We start from the raw sequence: 21,545 nt of genomic DNA on the forward strand, positions 1-21,545 counted from the left end.
GGTGAGTTATGGATCTTTTATTGCTATTTAAAGCAGCCATAATGGGATTGGTTGAGGGCATAACAGAGTTTTTACCCATCTCAAGTACAGGTCATCTTATTTTGTCTGGACAGTTGCTAGATTTTTGGACTGTAGAAAAAAGAGATATGTTTGCCGTTGCAGTTCAGATCGGTGCGATTGCTGCAGTCATTTATGAGTATTGGGGCAAATTATGGGGTGCTTTGATTGGAGCAATGAAAGGTCAGGAGCAAGGTCGCCGTTTAAGCCTAAATTTAATTATTGCTTCAATTCCTATAGTGATCATTGGATTAACATTTGGTGATGTGGTTAAAGCGTATTTATTTAATGCCATTACTGTTGCTATCGCCTTAATCGTTGGTGGTTTTATTATTCTTTGGGCGGAAAGACGCCAGCATTTAGTTGTCAGTTCTGAAGTGGATGATTTGACTTTTAAACAAGCAACGTTGATTGGGTTAATTCAATGTTTTGCTTTGATCCCTGGTACCTCACGATCGGGTTCAACGATAATTGGTTCTTTATTTTTAGGGATATCACGTAAAGCTGCCGCTGAGTTTTCATTTTTCTTAGGGATTCCTGTACTGATGGGTGCAGGTTTACTCGATATGTATAAAATGCGAAATGATTTACATAATAATGATTTAGCGGTACTTGCAGTTGGAATAGTGGTTGCTTTTATTTCTGCTTTGATCGTGATCCGTGCCTTGATTCGATATGTTTCTAAACATGATTTTACGGCATTCGCGTATTATCGTATCGGTTTTGGGGTATTTATCCTTGCAACATGGTGGACAGGTTGGGTGCATTGGTAATGCGAATGATATGTTGGTATCAAGCAGAATATGAACACTCATTTCAGCAACTTCAAGCTCGTTTTGCTGAACTAGATGTAAAACTTGAGGGTCATGTTGTAGAGAAAATTAACTCAAGATTTTTACGTTTGAATCCTGATATGGCATTGGTATTGGATGAAGATGGTTTAAGTCTCAGTGCAAATGGCATGAAAATGCAGCCCGATTGGTGTGCTGAAATTCCTCGTTTAAAAAGAGCAAGTTTAAAATCAGAAATGATAGCGAGGGCATGTCAACTTGGAGAGAAACCAACACTTATTGATGCTACAGCAGGGTTGGGACACGATAGCTTGCTTATGGCACATTTGGGTGCCAATGTACGCTTAATTGAGCGACATCCAATTTTATTTGTATTACTGGAATATGCTAAGGTACAAGCGGAAAGAGATCCCTTTTTACAAGCCACTATGCAGCGCATTCAACTTATACATGCAGACTCAAATTGCTATTTAAATGAGTTAGCACAAAAAGGTGAATATCTAGATGTTGTTTATCTTGATCCGATGTTTCCCCAGCGTGATCAAAATCAGCAAGCGATAAAAAAACAGGCACAAGTCAAAAAACAAATGCAGTTGTTGCATATGTTATTACCTGAAGATGGTGAAATGGATTTAGGCGATCAACTACTCGATTTAGCTAAGAAAATTGCAAAAAGAGTAATTGTTAAACGACCACGCCATGCAGTTTATCTCGCTGAACAACATCCTGATCATCAATGGTTAGGGGATGCTTGTCGATTTGATGCTTATTTTCCAAAAGGTTAAATTTGAGTCTTTTTATCAGATGATTGTTTGGCTTAGGTCAATGCTCGGTAAAAATTTGTGATATAGTTCAAAAGCATGATTGCTAAAAAATTCTTGCTAAGCTTACACTACGGTTGCATATATTAACGATTTTGAAAAAGCGACATTTAATCTATAACGTTTGGCATATTTTTTAGTTTAGGCTTAAGAAGAGATACTCCCGAAGAATTCTATGATAGATCTCAAACCCTCCATTAATATCTGGCATGATTTCAAAAGTAACCAAATTGCTGGAATGTGGTTGTTCCTCGGGTCCCGCCGTTCATTACAAGTGGTTCATCCCTCTATCACCCAGCTGATCCTTTGGGGGATTTTAGGTGGCTGTACAAACTCGTTGTATAGTTGGTTAGTAGCTGGTCAAGTAGGTGATTTTAACCCTCAAGGTCTCATTGGCTATGCGCTTTGGCCGTTCATTGCCTTGATTGTTGGGATTTTTCTATCTCAACGGATGAACCAAGCACGGTTGATGTTAGTGCCTGCTTTACTCTGGTTGGTTCTTGATACCAATATTTTGCTCTTACAGTGCTTGATTCAGTATTTAGGATCAAATGGTTATCTAAACTTCATTCCTGATAGTATCTATAATGGTTTTTTACCACCATTCTTTGTGGCTTTATTTGTTTGGCAAAGTTTAGCTGTAATTTGGGTGTTCTCACGTGCGCTGAATTGGCCTTGGTGGGAGCGTGCACTCGTTTTTATCGCAACGATTGCAACGATGGTGGTTTGGCAATTATCGGTGAAAGATCAACCGATTTGGAAAGTCGAAGAAACTCCGCCAAGCTTTTCAGAGGAAGCCTTTTATGCTCAAAGCAATTTATTACAACAAGCATTAGATAACATCCAATATGGCGACATTGCCCAAAGTCACTGGTACTTTTTAGGTGTTGCAGGTGATAGTTATGTGAATGTTTTTAAATCTGAAGTTGAGCGTATAAAAGAGCAGTTTGATACACGCTTTGGAACTGTCGACCGTTCTATCATGCTGGTCAATAACCCTGCCACGCGTTTAGAAGTACCCATAGCTTCAAAGACAAGTATTGAGCTTGCTTTGCGCCGTATCGGTCAACAGATGAATCGTGATAGTGATGTTTTATTTCTTTATATGACATCACATGGTGAAAAAAATCATTTTGAACTAGAAAATGCACCACTTGAATTAGGTCAGGTCGATCCAAAATGGTTACGTGAAACTTTGGATAAGTCAGGTATTCGTTGGCGAGTGATTGTAATCTCTGCATGCTATTCTGGAAGTTTTATTCCAGCATTACAGTCTCCAGAAACATTGATTATTACTGCATCAGCAGCAGATAAGACCTCTTTTGGCTGTAATAATGAAGCAGATTATACTTATTTTGGTCGAGCTTTTTTTGATTTGGCGATGCGTGAACAGTCTTCAATGAAAAAAGCCTTTGAACAAGCCAAACAAACGGTGACACAGTGGGAAACTGCACAAGGTTTTGAGCCATCTGAACCACAATGGTCAATTGGTCGTAATATGGAACTCATGCTGCCGCAATTAGAACCATATTTATTCCCTACTCAAAATATTACAACAACAGACATTACAAAAACACAGGATGATCAACATGCAGCTACTGCAAAAAAATCGTTGTTTTGAGGGTGAGCAAAGGATTTATCAACTTGAATCACAACACCTCAAAGGCTCAAGCCGCGTTGGTGTTTATCTCCCACCAGCTGCTTTAGATGGCAAACCTTGTTCTGCGCTTTTTTATCTTGCAGGGCTTACGTGTACTGAAGAAACATTTGCAATAAAAGCACATGCACAACGCATGGCAGCAAGATTAAGTCTTATTTTGATTACTCCTGATACATCTCCACGTGGAGAGCACGTTGCTCAAGGCGATCATTGGGATATTGGGCAGGGTGCTGGTTTTTATATTAATGCGACTCAACAACCTTGGGCTGAGCATTATCAAATGGAGTCATACATTGTTGATGAACTCTACGCTCATGTTTTGCAAGAATTTCCAATCATTGAAAATCAGGTTGGGGTTTTTGGACACTCAATGGGTGGTCACGGTGCCCTAACATTAGCATTTAAGTACCCAGAACTTTTTAGATCGGTCTCGGCATTTGCACCGATTTGCGCACCAAGTATTTGCCCTTGGGGTGAAAAGGCATTTAGTCAATATTTAGGACAGGATCAACAACGTTGGGCAGAACACGATGCAACTGCATTAGTGCAGCAGAAAGGGGCTCAATTTGAAGAAATTCTGATTGATCAAGGTTTAGAAGACCAATTCTTTGCGCAGTTAAATCCTGAAAAATTTAAACAAGCATGTTTAGAGTCTGGCCAACATATCACTTTACGTTTGCATGAAGGCTATGATCATGGTTACTATTTTATTCAAAGCTTTATCGATGATCATTTGCAATTTCATGCTATTCAATTAGAAAAGAATGCTTAATCTTTGAAAGAAGCTCATAATGAGCTTCTTATTCTTGATGAGTCCAATTGGCAGCGAATTCCTGCTGAGCCATTCGATTCAAATGATCTATTACAACTTGCTCTAGGCGCTCGACATCATCTTGTTGATTTTCAATGATAACCTCTAAGTATTCCTGTTGTGCTGTGAGTGTCACCGTTGCAGTAGGCATCAAAATTTTTGAATAGATTTCAGTTTCTTCAACTTCAAATTTATGTTTCCAGTGATTGAGTAAACGTTTAGCGATTCGTTTACCTTCGACTGTTTCAATTTGTGTAGTACTCTTCATCATACGACTTCATTTTTTGTATCGAAAATTACCTTAGCAAATAACCAATGATAAAAAAATAGTAACTCTGCAACGTGGTGTTGCATGTTTGCAATGCTCGAATAATCACTTTCTAACGGCCCTAAGCAGTATGAATTTGTTATAATCACGGAATCATTCCTTCGTCATTGTCAGGTTATCCATGTCCAAGCCTTATCTCATTGCTCCTTCAATTTTATCTGCTGATTTTGCTCGTTTAGGTGAAGATGTAGAAAAAGTTCTAGCTGCAGGCGCAGACGTTGTACATTTTGATGTGATGGATAATCACTATGTTCCGAATCTGACCTTCGGTGCAGGTATTTGTAAAGCATTAAAAAATTACGGTATCAAAGCACCAATTGATGTACACCTCATGGTTTCTCCTGTGGATCGTATGATTGGTGACTTCTTGGAAGCAGGTGCCGATATCATTACTTTCCACCCAGAAGCGACAGATCATATTGATCGCTCTTTGCAGTTGATTAAATCAGGTGGTGCAAAAGCAGGATTAGTTTTTAACCCTGCGACACCATTACATTATCTTGATTATGTTCTAGATAAAGTGGACCAAATTTTATTAATGAGTGTAAACCCTGGTTTTGGTGGGCAGAAATTTATTCCGATGACATTAGAAAAACTTCGCCAAGCACGCCAAATTATTGATGCAAGTGGTCGTGATATTCGTTTAGAAGTGGATGGTGGTGTAGGACCTGCAAATATTCGAGAAATTGCAGAAGCTGGGGCGGATATGTTTGTTGCTGGTTCAGCAATTTTTGGTCAACCAGATTACAAAACAGTGATCGACCAAATGCGTGCAGAGTTGGCTAAAGTTGGTGCAAAACAAATTTAGTCTATTTTACCTATTTTTTACACTGGGTTGTGGATAACTTTGTTTATAACTACGTGGATAACCATGTTGATAAGCGAGTGGATAAGATGTTGTTAAAATAAACAAAATGATTTCAGTTGTTTATATTCACAGCAGTTTGAACGAAAAAGGACAATTTTTTGTCCTTTTTTTGTGCGCTAAATTATTTATTTTGCTCTATTTTTACTCATGAACGATTTTTGCAAATATTGTAGAATAAAACAGCATCACTCTGTTTAAAGTTGTTGAATATTGCATAATTTGAACATAAACATGATTGTGCATAACTATGAAACAACTTATGCTTTATATAGATAAAGATTCTGATCTGTGGATAGGAATATTAAGTGCTACATCTCAAAAGATACAAACATATGTGGTTTGTGTTCCTGATGATATTTTTCATCGGGGGAGTAATGTCGCCGTTGCAGCTGTACATGCAATTCATACTGAGCAATCCACTGTAACTACTCAGGATATGCCGTGTCACAAGATGCAAATAAAAAGTGAACAGCATCATCAAATGCAAATGGCACATCAAGACATGACGAGTATGACTAAATGTCATGACCAACAAGTGCCAAATCAGCAACATTGTGAAGATTGTAATCATCCATCACATTGTCAAACGGTGAGTTTTACACTCGATCAAAATATACCTGAACTATCTGCTTTATCTGTTTTTGAACGACCTGTTCATCTAATAACAGCATATCAAGCTCGACACTTAGCTGGATATTGGCAAGAAATTCTTCGTCCTCCCAAAGCCTAATCTATCAGCCACTCAGTCTTTTCTTAACTTCTTATAGTTAGGGAAATTTGATGAATCAATAGATTAGGATTATTTCATGTCTTCAAAATTATATGCTGGCGTTATTGCGAGTTTCGGTCTCTTATTCGCGCCCTATAGCATGGCTGCAATCAAAGAGTATCATCTTAATATCAACCAAGAGATGGTGAATGTCACAGGAAAACCTGTTCAAAGAATTACAGTGAATGGCAAATTTATTGCGCCTTTGCTGGAGTTTGAAGAACGGGATGAAGCGGTCATTCATGTCCATAATCAACTTAAAGATCAAGATACCTCTCTGCATTGGCATGGTTTACTTTTACCAGGGCTTATGGATGGTGTTCCCGGCTTCAATGGCTTTAAAGTTATTAAGCCTAATGGTAGTTTTGAGTATCGTTTTAAAGTACGACAAAACGGAACTTATTGGTATCACGCACATAGTAAAGGTCAGGAACAGGATGGTTTATATGGTCCTTTGGTCATTTATCCCAAAGGAAAACAGCCTGTAGCCAAACATGAAAGTGCTGAACGTGATTATGTTGTGATGCTTTCCGATTTCCATGAAACGAAAAGTGACAAGATCATGGCAAATCTAAAAAAATCAGCGGAGTACTATCAAAATCAACGTGAAACAGTCGCTGATGTTTGGTCACAACTGAAAGATCAAGGTTTGAAAGCCACATGGCAAGATCGTTCGATGTGGAATCAGATGCGCATGCTGAAAACTGATTTATCGGATGTTACTGGCTATACCTTTTTAGTGAATGGGAAAACACCACAACAAAATTGGACGGGTGCTTTCAAAGCAGGAGAAAAAGTTCGCTTACGGTTTATCAATGCTTCGGCGATGTCTTTTTTTGATGTGCGAATTCCTAATTTAAAAATGATGGTTGTGAGTGCAGATGGTCAGCCTGTCCAACCTGTTCCTGTCGATGAATTTAGAATTGGTGCAGCAGAAACTTATGATGTAATTGTTGAACCAACTCAACCGCATTATCAAATCCAAGCAGAGTCAATTGATCGGTCTGGTTTTGCAATCGCGTCATTGCAGAATGAGATGAAGCCAGCACAACAGACCGTGACGATGCCGGCAGCGCGTCCACGTGCATTATTGACCATGGACGATATGGGACATGGAGCGCATGTGCAAGATGAAACGAGCAAAATGGATCATAGCCAGCATGCTGAAATGGATAAGTCTAAAATGGATCATAGCCAACATACTCAGATGAGTAAGATGGCAATGAATCATAATGCGCATGGTGAAATGGATATGGGCGATATGAACCATAAATCTCATGCCGACATGAATATGATCCAGATGCATCATCATTCGGATAAGCAACAATCCTCTATATCCGTAACAAACCAACATAAACCACAAGCTGTTCAAGGTTGGGCAAATGCATCCACACCTGTTGGACATAAAGCATTGCAATATACCGATCTAAAAGCATTAACTCCTCAGCCTGATACGCGTGCTGCAGAAAGAGAACTCGTGATTCGTTTAGGTGGGACGATGGAACGATATATTTGGACAATTGATGGTAAAAAATTCAGTGATAAAGATTTTGAACCATTGAAAGTGCAGTACGGTGAGCGAATTCGTTTGAAGTTTGTCAATGAAAGTATGATGGCACATCCTATGCATTTACATGGCATGTTTATGCAGCTAGAAAATGGACAAAGCGCAGCCGATATGCCAAATAAGCATACCGTGATCGTACCACCCGGTAAAACCGTAACTGCATTACTGACAGCTGATGAATTAGGAGAGTGGGCCATTCACTGTCATTTGCTCTATCACATGAGTGCAGGAATGATGAGTAAGTTGATTGTTGCGAATGTCAATGAGGCAAAAACAGCCACTCAACCAACATCTACACCAGTTCAACCATCGATAGGAGAAAGCCATGCACATCATTAAGCAGTCTTCGAAGATGAAACGATATACACAGTTGATCGTGGTGAGTGGTATTGCATCCTCTTTGGGAGGATTTGCCCATGCCCATGAAGCTCATAATCAAATGTTGCAGATGAATCAAGCTTCACAGCAACAGACGGTTGTGATGGAAACGTCAAAGGCAGATCATCACAAACATGAACAGTCCAAACTTGCATATTCAAGCGATGTTCAAGATGCAGAGCATAGCCATCATAACGAGCATGGCGGGCAAATATACCAGTCAACCAGCTTAGAAAATGCTTGGACGGTTGATGAAGATGGAAATGGTAGTGTAAGCACCGAGTTAAAAACATGGGTGGGTACAGATGAAAATAAAATCTTCATCAAAGCCCATGTTGAGAAGGCTGAATCAGAAAAAGCTGAAACTGAAGCAATGACTTTATATAGCAGAAATATTGCAGATTTTTGGGATATACAGGCGGGTGTACGTTATCAATATCAACCAGAACATCAGCTAGATCAAGATCAATGGAGTGCTGTATTCGGTTTGCATGGTTTAGCACCATATTTCTTTGAAACAGAAGCTTATGTTTTTGCTGGACAAGATCAGCATTGGCAGTTGAGTTTAGAAACCAGTCGAGACTTGCTATTTACACAAAAGTTAATTGCTCAACCCTATTTGAATGCAGATGTGGTATTGAGTGATGAATCAAAATATGCAAAGAAATCAGGGTTATCTAAACTACAAACGGGTGTACAAGTGCGTTATGAGATCAATAAAAAACTTATGCCTTTTGTAGATGTAGCATATGCTTATCATAAAGGTACAGAGCAAACACCATGGCAATCTGCTTCTGAAAGTGAAAAGGGTTGGTTATATGCTACGGGATTAACGCTAAAGTTCTGATACTTTGTCTAAAAAGTCACTTTACTGAGATACTGTTGGTTTATACTAGCAGTATCTTTTTTGAGTCATTGATGGTGTATAAATGGCTTTAGAACAACAAAACAATCAAATAACAGCAATAACAGATTCCCTCGAAAAGATTAGTAATCAATCGTCTTTTTCAGATTCACAGCGGAGCAATAATAGTTCTATGCAGGTGAGCTATTATTATATTCCTCTGATGAATGATGATCAGGATGTACAACGAATCAGAAAAGCATTAATTCCTTTCTCGGAAGTATTAATCGAGCATCATATCGATTTAGATTGTAAGCACCTCACGTTGTACCATCGAGATGATTTATCTCAGCTCACTTATAAACTTGAGTGTTTGAATTTAGGGGTGGAATTGCAACAAACCATGTCGCATTACGAACCGATTCAGATCATGATTGATCGACATAAGGGTTCGATACAAGAGGAATCTATAGATTCATCTAAGCATAATTATTTTTACCAATTCCAGATTTTTTTGAAGACTATATTTCAGCATTTAAATCAATGGATGAATGCGATACGAAACAAAAGGGATAAATGAGATGCCTAAATGGATGTATTGGGTATTAGCAGTCGCATTTGCATGGTTAATTTGGACAAATTTTTTAAAACCTGTTCCTGATTTAGATCAACTCAAGACACAACAGAATGTTCAAATCATTGAATTAGAAAAGTATGAAGGTTCTTTCCGTGTCTTATCCAAAGAAGATTATCATTGGGGAAGAGAAGCTGAATTTTCACCGATCGACATTGCGGTCGGTTGGGGAGAGATGGCGAAACCGCAAGTGTATGAGCGCATTGATATTTCTCAAAGTAATCGTTGGTATTATTGGAAAGTTGAAAATGAGCCACCTATTTCATTAAGAGAGATTGCAACACATAGTGCCAACATGCATTTAGTCCCAGCAAATCCTTCTGTGGCATCGCAAATGAAGAAGATAAAAAAAGATGATTTGGTTTATTTAAAAGGTTCATTGATTGAGATTCAGGCTTCAGATGGCTGGCGATGGAAAAGCTCTCTATCTCGAGAAGATACAGGGAATGGTGCTTGTGAACTCATGAAAGTTGAAAGTATCGTTTGGCAGTAATAGTTGTGTTAAGAAATTTTAATTATTTCAAATGTTTAAATTATCTAGATACACAACAATTCACACAATTGCGCATTTTACAGTAAACTGTTCAACGAAGGAGGACGACCTCCATGCAAAGAATCACGTTGGGACGACCTGACTATTGATAAAGTAGACTGTTAAAAATGGCTTGGGCAATTTTAATCTTGGCGGGTATTTTTGAAATTATTTGGGCATATTCTATGAAAATGTCTGAAGGTTTTACAAAGTTAACGCCGAGCATCGTGACTATTGTTTTCATGATTTTAAGTGTTGTTTTATTGTCGATTTCAATGCGTTCACTTCCTTTAGGTACAGCATATACGGTGTGGACAGGGATTGGAGCGATTGGCTCTTTCGTGGTGGGTATTCTCATTTTGAATGAGCCGATGACCGCAATGCGAATGATTGCAGCAGTGTTGATCGTATCTGGTCTGATTTTAATGAAATTGTCTTCAAATTAAGAAAATTCAGCATCTTATCGGATTGAGTAAGCTGAATAGAACAAAGCCTATGGGGAATTTTTAATGCAATTGGTTTATATGTATATGGATTCTCCTGTAGGTGCATTAAAACTGGTTGCACATGATCAGGCTTTAGTTGCAGTCATGTGGGATAATGAAGATCATAAAAGAGTTCGTTTAGCAAAGCCCTTAGAAGATCATCAACATCCGATGTTACAGCGAGTTAAAAAACAATTAGAAGAATACTTCGTAGGGCAGCGCCAACAATTTGATTTACCTATTGATTTTCAAGGCACTGATTTTCAGCAGCAGGTTTGGAAGGCTTTATTGACGATTCCTTACGGGGAAACACGTAGTTATAAAGAGATTGCACTCCAGATTGGTAATGAAAAAGCTGTACGTGCAGTGGGTGCTGCTAATGGTAAGAATCCGATTTCGATTATTGCGCCGTGTCATCGAGTGATTGGATCAAGTGGGGCATTGGTTGGTTTTGCTGGTGGGTTGGACAAGAAGCAGATTTTACTCAGTTTAGAGCAAAGTCAAATTCGATAATCTGTATTGTTAATACTCGATTTTCATTGCTTTTTGGAATAAGCTACGGATGTAAGCTGTAAGACCCTATCTAAATAATTGATAAATAATTACTAGCATGACGGCGTCTTGTCTCAAGTATATCAATTGTCGGATAAACCTTCGGTTCGACCTACTTTTGTTTTGGCAAAAGTAGGCAAAACCATTGTCATTCACAGAACCTGTTGGACTCTTGCATTCTCTTTATTCTGTCGCAGAAACAATATATTGCAGATACCACGCAGGCTGTGAATGACTTTATCGAGTATCTAATGGTGGAGGTATAGTTTTATGGTGATTATTTTCCCGATCTTTTTCTTATTAAATTGAATGGAAGTTTAAAAATGGCTGTTGGTGACGTAACAATGCCACTTATGCATGTGGTGCAGGGTGTAAAAATTGGCTCAACTGAGGCGTATGTACGTTATCCAAATCGACGAGATCTAGTCATTTTTGAATTTGCTGAAGGTTCAAATGTTGCAGGTGTATTTACTCAAAGTGCATTTGCTGCTGCGCCAGTTTTGCTCAGTAAAAAGCACTTGGCAGAAAATACACCACGTTATTTGATTATTAACACTGGTAATGCAAATGCGGCAACAGGAACTGTAGGTTATAAAAATGCAGAAACGACGTGTGCCAAATTAGCGGAATTAGCAGGTGTCCAAGCGAATCAGATTCTACCATTTTCAACAGGTGTAATTGGTGAGCAACTTCCGATTGAGCGTTTAGTTCAAGGTATTCAGCCTGCATTAAATGATTTAAATGCGGATCGTTGGGCTGAAGCTGCTTCTGGCATTATGACCACAGATACTACTCCGAAAGGTGCATCTGAACAGTTTGAGCTTGATGGTGTGACATACACCATGACTGGAATCAGTAAAGGTGCGGGTATGATTCGCCCGAACATGGCAACCATGTTGAGCTTTGTTGCAACAGATGCACCAATATCAAAAGTACTTGTTCAGCAACTGTTACAAACGACTGTCGAACATTCGTTTAACCGCATCACAATCGATGGCGACACTTCAACCAATGACTCATGTATTTTTGTAGCAACAGGTCTAGCTGGTGGCGCAGAAATTGAGTCACAAGATGACCCTCGTTACCAACAAGTGCTGGATGTACTTGCGCGTATTATGAATCGTTTAGCACAATTGATTGTTCGTGATGGTGAAGGTGCAACTAAATTCATTACGGTACAGGTGGAAGGCGGAGCCAATACCCAAGAGTGTTGTGATGTTGCTTATAGTGTTGCTGAGTCACCACTCATTAAAACAGCTTTGTTCGCTTCTGATCCAAATTGGGGGCGTATTGTAATGGCGATTGGTAAAGCAGGTGTTCCAAACTTAGATAGCAGTAAGGTTCAAGTGTGGTTAGGTGATGTACAGATTTGCTTGGATGGTGGTGCGAATCCTGACTATACCGAAGAAGCAGGCGCTGCTGTGATGGCTGAGAAAGAAATCACGATTCGTATTGATTTAGGACGAGGTGAAGCGAAAGACACAGTTTATACCTGTGATTTTTCTTATGACTACGTCAAAATTAATGCCGATTATCGTTCGTAAATATGCGTTATAATAAAGCCTCCACAGAGGGGCTTTTTTTATATCACTCATGTGTGGACGAAGTGATTCATCCCAAATGATCACCCTAGATACCCACGTTATATGTTTGCTGTGATGCAAGCACGCAGGATAGAGAAGACGTTTTATGAATGATGCGAATTTAATTGCGAACGAAGCCAAAAATATTGTGCAGGCGCATTTAGATCGTTTGGGTGAGCCAAAGGACCATAGCCTCAGCCCAGAAGTGAAACAAGAAAAGTTCGCACAAATTGCAGCTGAGCTTAAAAAGCGTGATGCTGTTCTTGTTGCACATTACTACTGTGATCCTGATGTTCAAGAGCTTGCAGAATTAACAGGTGGTTGTGTTTCTGATTCTCTAGAAATGGCGCGCTTTGGTCGTGATCATGCTGCATCAACTCTCGTAGTTGCTGGGGTAAAGTTCATGGGAGAAACAGCAAAAATTTTATCTCCTGAAAAGACAGTATTAATGCCTACACTTGAGGCAACCTGTTCTTTGGACTTAGGTTGTCCAGTAGATGAGTTTACAGCATTCTGTGATCAACATCCCGATCATACTGTCGTGGTGTACGCCAATACTTCGGCAGCTGTGAAAGCACGTGCTGACTGGGTGGTAACTTCAAGCTGTGCAGTCGAGATTATTGAGCATCTTGATAGCTTGGGTGAAAAAATTATTTGGGCACCTGATCAGCATTTAGGACGTTACATCCAAAAGAAAACGGGTGCTGATATGTTGTTATGGGATGGCGCGTGTATCGTACATGAAGAATTCCGTGCACGTGGTATTGCACAAATGAAAGCGCTATATCCTGATGCAGCAGTTTTAGTTCATCCTGAATCGCCTGAATCTGTAGTAGATATTGCAGATGCAGTGGGAAGTACTTCGCAACTGATCAAAGCAGCGCAGACTTTACCGCATAAACAAATGATCGTAGCTACTGATCGCGGTATTTTCTATAAGATGCAGCAAGCAGCGCCAGATAAAGAATTATTCGAAGCGCCAACGGCGGGTGAGGGCGCAACATGTCGTTCGTGTGCACATTGTCCTTGGATGGCAATGAATGAGTTGGATGGTATTTTGCACGTGTTACAACATGCTGATCAAGAAATACACGTCGATCCAGCATTGGCTGAACGCGCAAAATTACCGCTCGATCGAATGTTGAACTTTAGTGCTTCTCTAAAGCGTTAAAATGCTTGTTAAATATACATTTGATAAGGAAAAATCATTTTTTTTAAAACTAGGTGTTGACGTGATGCGACGTCAAGCCTAGAATGCACACCGTACCGCACGATGTGCGATACAATAAAAGCTGAGATAAATCGGAGCATAGCACAGCCTGGTAGTGCACCTGGTTTGGGACCAGGGGGTCGTAGGTTCGAATCCTACTGCTCCGACCATTTAAAAGATGTTGAAAAACATTATTTTAAGATCGGCGAAGTATCGCTTGATAGTATTATCATCGTTATGCGCCTGTAGCTCAGTTGGATAGAGCATCCGCCTTCTAAGCGGATGGTCACAGGTTCGAATCCTGTCAGGCGCGCCATTTAATTGGTAGCTTGGTACATAGAACCAAACGTTATGGTGGATGTAGCTCAGTTGGTAGAGCCCTGGATTGTGATTCCAGTTGTCGCGGGTTCGAATCCCGTCATTCACCCCAATTTCGGAGCATAGCACAGCCTGGTAGTGCACCTGGTTTGGGACCAGGGGGTCGTAGGTTCGAATCCTACTGCTCCGACCATATTCTTGAAAATTAAAAGAAAAATATCAAAGTACAGGCTTTGATAATGCCGATCATAGAGTGAATTATTTCTTGATCGTGTAATTGAAATACCTAGTTAAACTCCCATTCCCATTCCCAACCTACTCCCATAGATTTTCTTCATATTGCGTGCAAAATCAGCAAAAAGGCTATTTTTGAATATCTAAAAAATAAATTGGGTATAGCATTATTTTGAAGTAATAAAGTAATATTTTAATTAATCTTTATATATATCAATACTTTATATCATTAATCATATGTAATATTATCAGTAATAAATATGTAAGATATTACTGTGAAAAAAAGTATTGTTACCCAATATTCAGTGTTAATAAAAACAATGACTTATAAAAAATTACTTATGTTATTACAAAAAATTACTCTTAGAAGTAAGGTTTTTTATCATTAATTTTCAATTATTTATATATTGGTATTACTTTATTACTTCAAATCGATTTCAGATCCTTTAAAAAGACATTTTTATGTTCTTTAGTATCAAATAGCGATCAAATTTTTTACTCATTGGTTCGTATTAGCTTGAAACTGTAGTATCGTAGTAATATGCAGTATGAAAATTTCCTCATTTTTCTCTCAATAGCCTAACTTTCATAGGTCTCCTTGCTTAATCCAATAGTGTATCTTGTTGCAGTGAAATTGACTCATTTAGACGAACCCCAGGCGCGCGGGTGACTGCGCCGAGACACGGTCTGATCGATTTATATGAGAATATTTCTCATTTGAGCAAAATTTCTGAAAATCCATAAAAAAAGCCAGCTAATGCTGGCATTAATGCTTTTTAAAGTGTCATGTGACGTTCTTTAAGTCATATTCTTTAAATCTAATCACTTCATCACCAGCCCATTCATTTAATTGCTGCATGCGCGACTGAAGTGGAAGAATTTCATTTTGATAAAAGACTTCTGCAGCATCTTTGATAGATCCAAACCCACCGGTATTGTTTGGTACGACACCCATTAGTTGTGGCGGTATGCGAAGTGCTGCCAAAGTATCGTCACGTGTGATGGATTTAATATTTGTGAAATCATCTTTTGCAGCGATTTCAGAAACAGGCAATATCTGTATACCATCCTTTTTTCCTCCTGGTGCGTAGTAGAATAGATTACGGAAGTTGCCTGGCCCTTTGCTATCTTTCAGAGCCTGTCGTAATGCTGTGATGTCATTCGGATCTTGAGCAGCATCATTCACATATAAGATAAAACCGGCATGAGATCCATTGTTGTAGTACTTCCGACGAAAGAGCGTAGCCGACTCATTAAGCCATGCACTTTGTAATGCAGATAGATATTCTGGTGATCCATAAATTTCCTGATCGATATCGGCTTCTCGTATATGACAAACACGATTAGAAAATTCATATTCTTGATAGCCAAGATGATCATTACAAAGTAAGAAGAATTGATCATCATACTCACCACGTCGCATGTATTTTGCCAGCGCTGGTTTATATTGCATTACATTTCCGAGTCTTGATCTGACTTCTTCGAGATATGTATTACCACACCAGACGTAATCTAACGCGACCTGTTCAAATGCTTTCCGGTTTAACTTTGCATGCGGAATAAATAAGTTGGCCAGAAAATTACGTTTAAAAATAATGCCACTGTTTAAGTAGGGCGTTGATTTGTAAGACTTGGCCAAACCATTCATATTGACCTGAGGCTCATACCAACGGCCATTAAACCAAGATTCCAAATAATCTGATAATTCATTGCCATTTAACACTGGTACAGCATCGCCGAATGTAAAGGCCATTGATTCATGCTTGTTTTGTTTCATTTGGGTTTGAAACATTGGTATTTGGCTTTTGGCAAAACTGACTAAATTTTTTGCTGTAGATAGGGGATTCATTAATAGATCTCCAAGAATGATTGATTCATTTGAGTTTGTCCTTCAAGCGGTTCGTTATAAAGTGCATGCATAAGCGACCAGGCTAAATCTGCATGACCAATTTCTTCTGAACGACCAGCTGTAAACGTCATTTGTCTTTGACTTGCTGTGATAGTTTTTTTAATACTCATGAGTGATTGCGATAGATCAGTCCAGCCTGCATCGTATTCAAGACGACCATGTCGAATCACATCCATAGTTTTTAAGACAAGTTTAGTTTTAACTTCCGGTGAATAGCTGAATTCAGTCATATTAGGAAAAAACTGCCGAACCAGCTGCCCAACACCTGAACCCATGCCCGTAATATCTACCCCGATATAGGTCACATAATATCTCAGTGTAGTTTGACGAATCATTTCAGCTTGATTTTTAAAATCCATCCCACGGAATTGCATCCGTTCAAGTACTCGAAATTTTCCACCCGCTACTTTGGGTGGTGCAACGACAACCATACCAGCACTGTCACCACTTTCAGCCGGATCATAGCCAATCCAAACTGGATTATTACCAAAAGGTCTTGTATGAAATGGTTTAAAGTCATCTGCCCAAACTTCCCATGAATCCACCATGCAAGGCTGTAACATGGCCAACGGAAATATTGATGCGCCATCATCAATAAATTCACACATCAACAAATTGGCAAACTCTTCGGGGGAATACTCAAAACGTAACTCTTCAATATCAAAGAGATCACATCCACCATTCTCTGCATCAAGAATAGTGACAATCTGACGCCACATCCGGTCTTCACATAAGCGTCCATTCTTCAATGCATCATGAGATACTTCGATATTGAGCTTTTGATCTTTTGATCGACCACGATTTGCTCGTGTTCCAGTCCAGAATGTATATGCTTCATGCGCCATTGTTGATGGCGTAGAAAAATACGTTTTACGCCACTTTTTATGCAAAGCCATTGCAGATGCGACTTTGTTTAATTCATTAAAACCAAACGTCCAAAAAAATTCATCAAAGTAAAAATTACCGTGATGGCCTTGAGCTGTACGATAATTTGTTCCGAGAAATGACAAAGTGGCTTGATTGTTATCTGGTAGAACAATTGGATCACCAACCAATTCGACACCACAAGCTTCGTATGCAAAACCTTTGATGTATTCTTTAAAAATGTGCGCCTGAGCTTTTGAAGCAGATAAGAAAATCTGATTACGGCCAGTTTTAACTGCATCGACCAACGCTTCACGGGCAAAGTACCAAGTCGCACCGATCTGCCGACTTTTTAAAATCACTCGCGTACGCTGATTACCAGCTTTGTACCAATCTCTTTGATAATCAAAAAGGCTATCTTCAAAAGCTGAAATAAGTTGTTCGACTTGTTCTTCTGTAAATGTATTGCTTTCTTTTTTCTTTTTTGATGCTGCATTACGTTTTACAAGATTCGGATTTAGATCCGCTTCATTGCCACCATCTTTGTAGCGTTCAATACGTGCAAATTCTTTGTAGTTTTTAAATAATTCGCCAAGCTCTTTATAGTCGCCACTCGATTTTTTGTTTTTGAGTGTGAGTGTCATCAAGCGAACTGTCAGAGCTTCTTCAACACGACTGTCAGATCTTGTCTTGTCCCATTCTTCTCGTGTTTTCCAAGCCTGAACCGTACGTTCGTTTTCATCCAACGCTTCAGCTATATCAACGATTTTCCAACCAAGCCAGAACAAAAATTTTGCCTTGAGTTTGTTGTCGAGTATCAGCTCTAGATTAGCCAGTTGAGAGAGTTCGTTCATGTCCTACGGATCAATTTGATTTCATTCGCAAACGATGGCAGGCACTTGATCTTTTATCAGTCAGCGCAATTTGTATATCAGTTATATACAAGGATTTTTAATTGCGGCATCTACGTAATATTGCCCATTCTGCACCTATTGAAATTGCCCAAAAAAACCTTGCAACAGGTGCAGCAAAATGACTGACAAAACACAGCCGAAAAAATTTAAATCGAAATGGTTTCGAGTTGCCGTCGCTGGTGACACCACCGATGGACGTGAAATTCAATCTGAATGGATCATCCAAATGGCACAGACATACAATTTGGATACCTATGGTGCTCGAATTAATTTGGAACATATTAAGGGTGTTTCACCAGATGGAATTTTCGGTGCGTATGGCGATGTGATTGCGCTTAAAACTGAAAAAGTAGACATCAATGGTGAACAGAAAGATGCACTATTTGCGCAGATCCAGCCAAACGATAATTTGATTGCCCTCAATCAGAAAAATCAAAAAATTTATACGTCTATCGAAGTTGATCAAAATTTTGCAAAGACTGGCCAAGCCTATTTAGTAGGTCTTGCTGTAACTGACAGTCCAGCGTCTTTGGGTACAGAAATGCTTTCGTTCGCAGCCGGTGCTACTGAAAACCCACTAAAGGCCAAAAAACAACGTCCCGAAAACCTTTTCAGTGCAGCTCAAGAAACCACGTTTGAATTCGAAGAAGTCAAAGAAAATTTTGGTGCGAACTTTTTAAATCAAATTAAAAATTTGTTCAAAACTCAAGAGCAACAACAGCAGCAAAATCAAGAAAATTTCAGCCAAAGTGAGCAAGCGATCCTTGCTATTGCTGAACAGACTGCTTCGCAAGGGACAGAATTCAATCAGTTAAAGCAAAAGCATGAGCAGCTGCAGCAAGAATTCAATCAATTGAAAACGAAGCTTGATCAAGAGCCACAAGGCAATCCACGTCCTGGTTCAAACAATAGCCAATTCAAGCATGACGAAGAAGAAGTCGACTGTTAATTCAGTCGACTCTTTACCTTTTTCCCTTATTTTAGAGTAATAAAAAATGCGTACAGAAACTCGTACTAAGTACAACAAAGTCATGGTTGAGTTAGCCAAGCTCAATGGCGTGGAGAAAGTGTCACAAAAGTTCAATGTGACACCAACAGTTCAGCAAAAACTTGAAGATAAAATTCAAGAATCATCTGAATTTTTAAAGAAAATTAATATTTTTCTTGTGACAGAACAATCTGGTTCTGCCGTTGGTCTTGGTATTTCTCGTCCAATTGCATCTCGTACCAATACCGATGCTACTGAACGTCAGGCTACTGATCCAAGCTCAATGGATGAACGTTTTTATTTTTGTCGTAAGACAGATTTTGATACTGCCATCAAATATCAAAAATTAGACCAATGGGCAAAATTTAAAGATTTTTATGCTCGCTTTCGTGGAGCTATCGTGAAACGTCAAGCTCTTGATCGCATCATGATTGGTTTTAATGGTATCAGTATTGCTTCCAACACTGATATTAATGCAAATCCATTACTGCAAGATGTGAACAAAGGTTGGTTGCAAAAAATGCGTGAAGAGAATCCTTCACGTGTGATGAAGTCTGGTGCCACTCAAAACAAAATCACAATTGGTAAAACAGGTGATTACAAGAACCTTGATGCTTTGGTCATGAATATTGTCGATGAAATGATCGATGATGTACATCAAGGCAACCCTGATTTGGTCGTGATGTGTAACCGAAAAACTGTATCTGATAAGTATTTTCCACTGGTCAATAAAGATCAGGAGAATACAGAAAAACTGGCAGCAGATATCATCATCAGTCAAAAGCGTATGGGTGGTCTTGCCACTTACTCTGTACCGTTTTTTCCTGAAGGCATCATTCTTGTGACGACTTTCGATAATTTGTCGATTTATGTCCAAGAGGGTGCGCGTCGTCGAACAGTCATCGACAATCCAAAACGTGATCAGATCGAGAACTACGAATCTTCAAACGAAGATTACTACATCGAAGATCTCGGCTTGGCTTGCATGGCTGAAAATATCGAAATTCAGGCGGAGTAATAATCCATGAACTTGGCTCGAAAGCACTATCAACAGCATCAAGCCAAATCCGCAGCTGAATCAGCTGCGGAGTTCGGAACGATGCAAAATACCAATGCTTATGAACAGCAATTGATGCAGCTCAATAGCGATAAAAATCGTCTCAAAAATATTCAGTCAAAACAAAACAAAGTCGAACTGAAACGCCAGTTACTACCTAATTACAAACCATACCTTCATGGCATTCTAGAAGTGAAGCCGGGTGTACAGGATGCCGTAGTCACTGAAATGCTAGTTTGGTCCATCGATGTTGGTGAATACGACTTTGCGCTCGATCTTGCTGAATATGTCCTCGAGCACGGTTTGAAACTTCCAGATCGTTTTGAGCGTTCTGAAGCGTGTTTCATCACTGAAGACATTGCTGATGAATTTTTAAAAGTGCTTAAAACGGATGTATTTATTGATATCACTGTGCTTGAACGACTTGAAAGTTTGATTACAGATGAGTCATTGGATAAGTCCAAACGTGATATGCCTGACGAGGTAAAGGCAAAACTTTATTTGGCATTGGGTAAAGCTGAAATGCGTTTGATTACTGGTGAGCAGCTTGTCGATTTAGTACACGCAACTCGAGCACGTGATTTTCTAGATCAGGCTTGCAAACTGGATGATAAATGCGGTGGGCGAACAGATCTCAATAAAATGACCAAATTTGTTAACAAGTTACAGCCAGTTTTCGCGAAAAGTGACGAAAACCCACCCATCCAGATTTTAAATCCAGAAGGGACAACCGAACAACCAGAAGCAACCAACGTTTTGCTTAATCAAAACGGAACGCCTGTCGTAGATGATCACGGCAGTATGGTACCAGCTTCTGAATAAGTGCCCCGCACAGCACTGGAGTGCAAAGGTCGTGATCTTCACATCACAGTAAATCTTCAACGAGCCTTTGCCCCTCCCAGTGCCCTAAGGAGATTCCTATGGGCTTTGTCGCAAACGGCAATACCACGCCAAGCAATATCAATATTACCAGTAGCACTTTTTTCCCAAGTATTTCACTCGATCAAATTCGGGATGTGGTTCGTATCGATGGTGCAGTAACAGATGCTCGACTCCGTCAATTAGTGCTTGAAGAAATCATCGATACCAATCGTTTGCTTGCAAGCCTGGTCATGAAAGCAGACACGCTAGTAGATCTGTCAACAAGCATGATCGATGGTGAACCAGACACAGAAGTTCTTTATTTTTCGGCTGTATCCAACGGTGTAGCAGCAAAAGTAAATGAAAACTATCGGACCTATGACAGCACCAATTCAGGTAACAAAAAAGCCGAGCATGCATTTTTGACGGTAGAAGATTATCGACGTAACAAAATGTGGGCCATCCAGCAACTTAAAGGTGAAAACCACAGTGTGGTGGAGTTGATATGAA

20 protein-coding genes, 4 tRNA genes and 1 pseudogene are annotated in these 21,545 nt (G+C 39.4%); 22 read left to right on the forward strand and 3 right to left on the reverse strand.

Annotated elements, in window-relative coordinates; genetic code table 11:
- The first annotated feature begins 8 nt into the window (after nt 1-8).
- The 4 genes from R2H34_RS03780 to fghA all read left to right on the forward strand — a co-directional run bounded on the left by R2H34_RS03780 (nt 9) and on the right by fghA (nt 4,101).
- A complete protein-coding gene (locus R2H34_RS03780) occupies nt 9-830 on the forward strand; it encodes an undecaprenyl-diphosphate phosphatase (protein ID WP_318342420.1) in 822 nt (273 codons plus the stop codon).
- Nucleotides 830-1,633, forward strand: a complete 804-nt coding sequence (locus R2H34_RS03785) for a class I SAM-dependent methyltransferase (protein WP_130575643.1) — start codon at nt 830-832, stop codon at nt 1,631-1,633. Before R2H34_RS03780 ends, R2H34_RS03785 begins: the two co-directional genes overlap by 1 nt.
- Nucleotides 1,634-1,844: 211 nt before the next feature.
- Entirely contained in the window at nt 1,845-3,290 is a 1,446-nt protein-coding gene (locus R2H34_RS03790; protein WP_318342421.1) for a C13 family peptidase, read from the forward strand.
- Nucleotides 3,259-4,101 (forward strand): S-formylglutathione hydrolase, encoded by an 843-nt coding sequence (gene fghA / locus R2H34_RS03795; protein WP_151723146.1) that lies wholly within the window; start codon nt 3,259-3,261, stop codon nt 4,099-4,101. The genes R2H34_RS03790 and fghA overlap by 32 nt, the downstream gene beginning before the upstream one ends.
- 28 nt (nt 4,102-4,129) lie before the next feature.
- Here the strand turns inward: fghA and R2H34_RS03800 are convergent, their stop codons facing one another.
- Nucleotides 4,130-4,408 carry a DUF2218 domain-containing protein gene (locus R2H34_RS03800; protein ID WP_004960569.1) on the reverse strand — a complete coding sequence of 93 codons (279 nt, stop codon included), beginning with the start codon at nt 4,406-4,408 and terminating at the stop codon, nt 4,130-4,132.
- Nucleotides 4,409-4,589: 181 nt separating this feature from the next.
- Here R2H34_RS03800 and rpe point away from each other — a divergent pair, with 181 nt between their 5' ends.
- The 14 genes and pseudogenes from rpe to R2H34_RS03870 all read left to right on the forward strand — a co-directional run bounded on the left by rpe (nt 4,590) and on the right by R2H34_RS03870 (nt 14,401).
- The gene (gene rpe / locus R2H34_RS03805) at nt 4,590-5,276 is read left to right on the forward strand and encodes a ribulose-phosphate 3-epimerase (protein ID WP_004914382.1); all 687 of its coding nucleotides are present in this window, start codon (nt 4,590-4,592) and stop codon (nt 5,274-5,276) included.
- 392 nt (nt 5,277-5,668) lie between these two features.
- Nucleotides 5,669-6,066 (forward strand): annotated as a pseudogene (locus tag R2H34_RS03810) (hypothetical protein).
- Nucleotides 6,067-6,142: 76 nt separating this feature from the next.
- Complete coding sequence (locus R2H34_RS03815) at nt 6,143-8,011, forward strand: copper resistance system multicopper oxidase (protein WP_318342422.1); 1,869 nt, start codon at nt 6,143-6,145, stop codon at nt 8,009-8,011.
- Nucleotides 7,998-8,897 (forward strand): copper resistance protein B, encoded by a 900-nt coding sequence (locus R2H34_RS03820; protein WP_318342423.1) that lies wholly within the window; start codon nt 7,998-8,000, stop codon nt 8,895-8,897. The genes R2H34_RS03815 and R2H34_RS03820 overlap by 14 nt, the downstream gene beginning before the upstream one ends.
- An 82-nt stretch (nt 8,898-8,979) precedes the next feature.
- Nucleotides 8,980-9,474 (forward strand): hypothetical protein, encoded by a 495-nt coding sequence (locus R2H34_RS03825; protein ID WP_318342424.1) that lies wholly within the window; start codon nt 8,980-8,982, stop codon nt 9,472-9,474.
- Nucleotide 9,475: 1 nt separating this feature from the next.
- On the forward strand, nt 9,476-10,021 hold the full coding sequence (locus tag R2H34_RS03830) for a hypothetical protein (RefSeq protein WP_004960552.1): 546 nt from the start codon (nt 9,476-9,478) through the stop codon (nt 10,019-10,021).
- A gap of 167 nt (nt 10,022-10,188) precedes the next feature.
- A complete protein-coding gene (locus tag R2H34_RS03835) occupies nt 10,189-10,506 on the forward strand; it encodes a DMT family transporter (protein ID WP_004952367.1) in 318 nt (105 codons plus the stop codon).
- Between the two features lie 63 nt (nt 10,507-10,569).
- Nucleotides 10,570-11,058: a methylated-DNA--[protein]-cysteine S-methyltransferase gene (locus tag R2H34_RS03840; protein ID WP_318342425.1), complete on the forward strand. Its 489-nt coding sequence runs from the start codon at nt 10,570-10,572 to the stop codon at nt 11,056-11,058.
- A 362-nt stretch (nt 11,059-11,420) separates the two neighbouring features.
- Complete coding sequence (argJ, locus tag R2H34_RS03845) at nt 11,421-12,641, forward strand: bifunctional glutamate N-acetyltransferase/amino-acid acetyltransferase ArgJ (protein WP_004914356.1); 1,221 nt, start codon at nt 11,421-11,423, stop codon at nt 12,639-12,641.
- Between the two features lie 145 nt (nt 12,642-12,786).
- Nucleotides 12,787-13,851, forward strand: a complete 1,065-nt coding sequence (gene nadA / locus R2H34_RS03850) for a quinolinate synthase NadA (RefSeq protein ID WP_004914354.1) — start codon at nt 12,787-12,789, stop codon at nt 13,849-13,851.
- A gap of 132 nt (nt 13,852-13,983) precedes the next feature.
- Nucleotides 13,984-14,060, forward strand: a tRNA-Pro gene (locus tag R2H34_RS03855).
- Between the two features lie 69 nt (nt 14,061-14,129).
- Nucleotides 14,130-14,206 (forward strand) — tRNA-Arg (locus R2H34_RS03860).
- Between the two features lie 38 nt (nt 14,207-14,244).
- A tRNA-His gene (locus R2H34_RS03865) sits at nt 14,245-14,320 on the forward strand.
- Nucleotides 14,321-14,324: 4 nt separating this feature from the next.
- Nucleotides 14,325-14,401 (forward strand) — tRNA-Pro (locus R2H34_RS03870).
- An 825-nt stretch (nt 14,402-15,226) separates the two neighbouring features.
- Here R2H34_RS03870 and R2H34_RS03875 read toward each other — a convergent pair.
- Together R2H34_RS03875 and R2H34_RS03880 are read right to left on the reverse strand one after the other, a co-directional pair.
- Nucleotides 15,227-16,291, reverse strand: coding sequence for a phage portal protein (locus tag R2H34_RS03875; protein ID WP_318342426.1), 1,065 nt, complete (start codon nt 16,289-16,291; stop codon nt 15,227-15,229).
- Nucleotides 16,291-18,069 (reverse strand): terminase large subunit domain-containing protein, encoded by a 1,779-nt coding sequence (locus R2H34_RS03880; protein ID WP_318342427.1) that lies wholly within the window; start codon nt 18,067-18,069, stop codon nt 16,291-16,293. Before R2H34_RS03880 ends, R2H34_RS03875 begins: the two co-directional genes overlap by 1 nt.
- A gap of 178 nt (nt 18,070-18,247) precedes the next feature.
- Here R2H34_RS03880 and R2H34_RS03885 point away from each other — a divergent pair, with 178 nt between their 5' ends.
- From R2H34_RS03885 to R2H34_RS03900, 4 genes are all read left to right on the forward strand, one after another.
- A complete protein-coding gene (locus R2H34_RS03885) occupies nt 18,248-19,078 on the forward strand; it encodes a GPO family capsid scaffolding protein (RefSeq protein ID WP_318342428.1) in 831 nt (276 codons plus the stop codon).
- 46 nt (nt 19,079-19,124) lie between these two features.
- On the forward strand, nt 19,125-20,135 hold the full coding sequence (locus tag R2H34_RS03890; RefSeq protein WP_289344679.1) for a phage major capsid protein, P2 family: 1,011 nt from the start codon (nt 19,125-19,127) through the stop codon (nt 20,133-20,135).
- 6 nt (nt 20,136-20,141) lie between these two features.
- Nucleotides 20,142-20,996 (forward strand): phage terminase small subunit, encoded by an 855-nt coding sequence (gene gpM / locus R2H34_RS03895; protein ID WP_318342429.1) that lies wholly within the window; start codon nt 20,142-20,144, stop codon nt 20,994-20,996.
- A 98-nt stretch (nt 20,997-21,094) separates the two neighbouring features.
- Nucleotides 21,095-21,544: a head completion/stabilization protein gene (locus R2H34_RS03900; protein WP_151724455.1), complete on the forward strand. Its 450-nt coding sequence runs from the start codon at nt 21,095-21,097 to the stop codon at nt 21,542-21,544.
- Nucleotide 21,545: the final 1 nt, after the last annotated feature.

The organism is Acinetobacter sp. 16 (genome assembly GCF_033439925.1).
Classification (GTDB): domain Bacteria; phylum Pseudomonadota; class Gammaproteobacteria; order Pseudomonadales; family Moraxellaceae; genus Acinetobacter; species Acinetobacter junii.

What these genes read in the sequence shown, in the direction of transcription:
- R2H34_RS03780 (WP_318342420.1), top strand. Translation starts at nt 9, where the DNA reads ATGGATCTTTTATTGCTATTTAAAGCAGCCATAATGGGATTGGTTGAG.
- R2H34_RS03785 (WP_130575643.1), top strand. Translation starts at nt 830, where the DNA reads ATGCGAATGATATGTTGGTATCAAGCAGAATATGAACACTCATTTCAG.
- R2H34_RS03790 (WP_318342421.1), top strand. Translation starts at nt 1,845, where the DNA reads ATGATAGATCTCAAACCCTCCATTAATATCTGGCATGATTTCAAAAGT.
- fghA (WP_151723146.1), top strand. Translation starts at nt 3,259, where the DNA reads ATGCAGCTACTGCAAAAAAATCGTTGTTTTGAGGGTGAGCAAAGGATT.
- R2H34_RS03800 (WP_004960569.1), bottom strand. Translation starts at nt 4,408, where the DNA reads ATGAAGAGTACTACACAAATTGAAACAGTCGAAGGTAAACGAATCGCT.
- rpe (WP_004914382.1), top strand. Translation starts at nt 4,590, where the DNA reads ATGTCCAAGCCTTATCTCATTGCTCCTTCAATTTTATCTGCTGATTTT.
- R2H34_RS03815 (WP_318342422.1), top strand. Translation starts at nt 6,143, where the DNA reads ATGTCTTCAAAATTATATGCTGGCGTTATTGCGAGTTTCGGTCTCTTA.
- R2H34_RS03820 (WP_318342423.1), top strand. Translation starts at nt 7,998, where the DNA reads ATGCACATCATTAAGCAGTCTTCGAAGATGAAACGATATACACAGTTG.
- R2H34_RS03825 (WP_318342424.1), top strand. Translation starts at nt 8,980, where the DNA reads ATGGCTTTAGAACAACAAAACAATCAAATAACAGCAATAACAGATTCC.
- R2H34_RS03830 (WP_004960552.1), top strand. Translation starts at nt 9,476, where the DNA reads ATGCCTAAATGGATGTATTGGGTATTAGCAGTCGCATTTGCATGGTTA.
- R2H34_RS03835 (WP_004952367.1), top strand. Translation starts at nt 10,189, where the DNA reads ATGGCTTGGGCAATTTTAATCTTGGCGGGTATTTTTGAAATTATTTGG.
- R2H34_RS03840 (WP_318342425.1), top strand. Translation starts at nt 10,570, where the DNA reads ATGCAATTGGTTTATATGTATATGGATTCTCCTGTAGGTGCATTAAAA.
- argJ (WP_004914356.1), top strand. Translation starts at nt 11,421, where the DNA reads ATGGCTGTTGGTGACGTAACAATGCCACTTATGCATGTGGTGCAGGGT.
- nadA (WP_004914354.1), top strand. Translation starts at nt 12,787, where the DNA reads ATGAATGATGCGAATTTAATTGCGAACGAAGCCAAAAATATTGTGCAG.
- R2H34_RS03875 (WP_318342426.1), bottom strand. Translation starts at nt 16,291, where the DNA reads ATGAATCCCCTATCTACAGCAAAAAATTTAGTCAGTTTTGCCAAAAGC.
- R2H34_RS03880 (WP_318342427.1), bottom strand. Translation starts at nt 18,069, where the DNA reads ATGAACGAACTCTCTCAACTGGCTAATCTAGAGCTGATACTCGACAAC.
- R2H34_RS03885 (WP_318342428.1), top strand. Translation starts at nt 18,248, where the DNA reads ATGACTGACAAAACACAGCCGAAAAAATTTAAATCGAAATGGTTTCGA.
- R2H34_RS03890 (WP_289344679.1), top strand. Translation starts at nt 19,125, where the DNA reads ATGCGTACAGAAACTCGTACTAAGTACAACAAAGTCATGGTTGAGTTA.
- gpM (WP_318342429.1), top strand. Translation starts at nt 20,142, where the DNA reads ATGAACTTGGCTCGAAAGCACTATCAACAGCATCAAGCCAAATCCGCA.
- R2H34_RS03900 (WP_151724455.1), top strand. Translation starts at nt 21,095, where the DNA reads ATGGGCTTTGTCGCAAACGGCAATACCACGCCAAGCAATATCAATATT.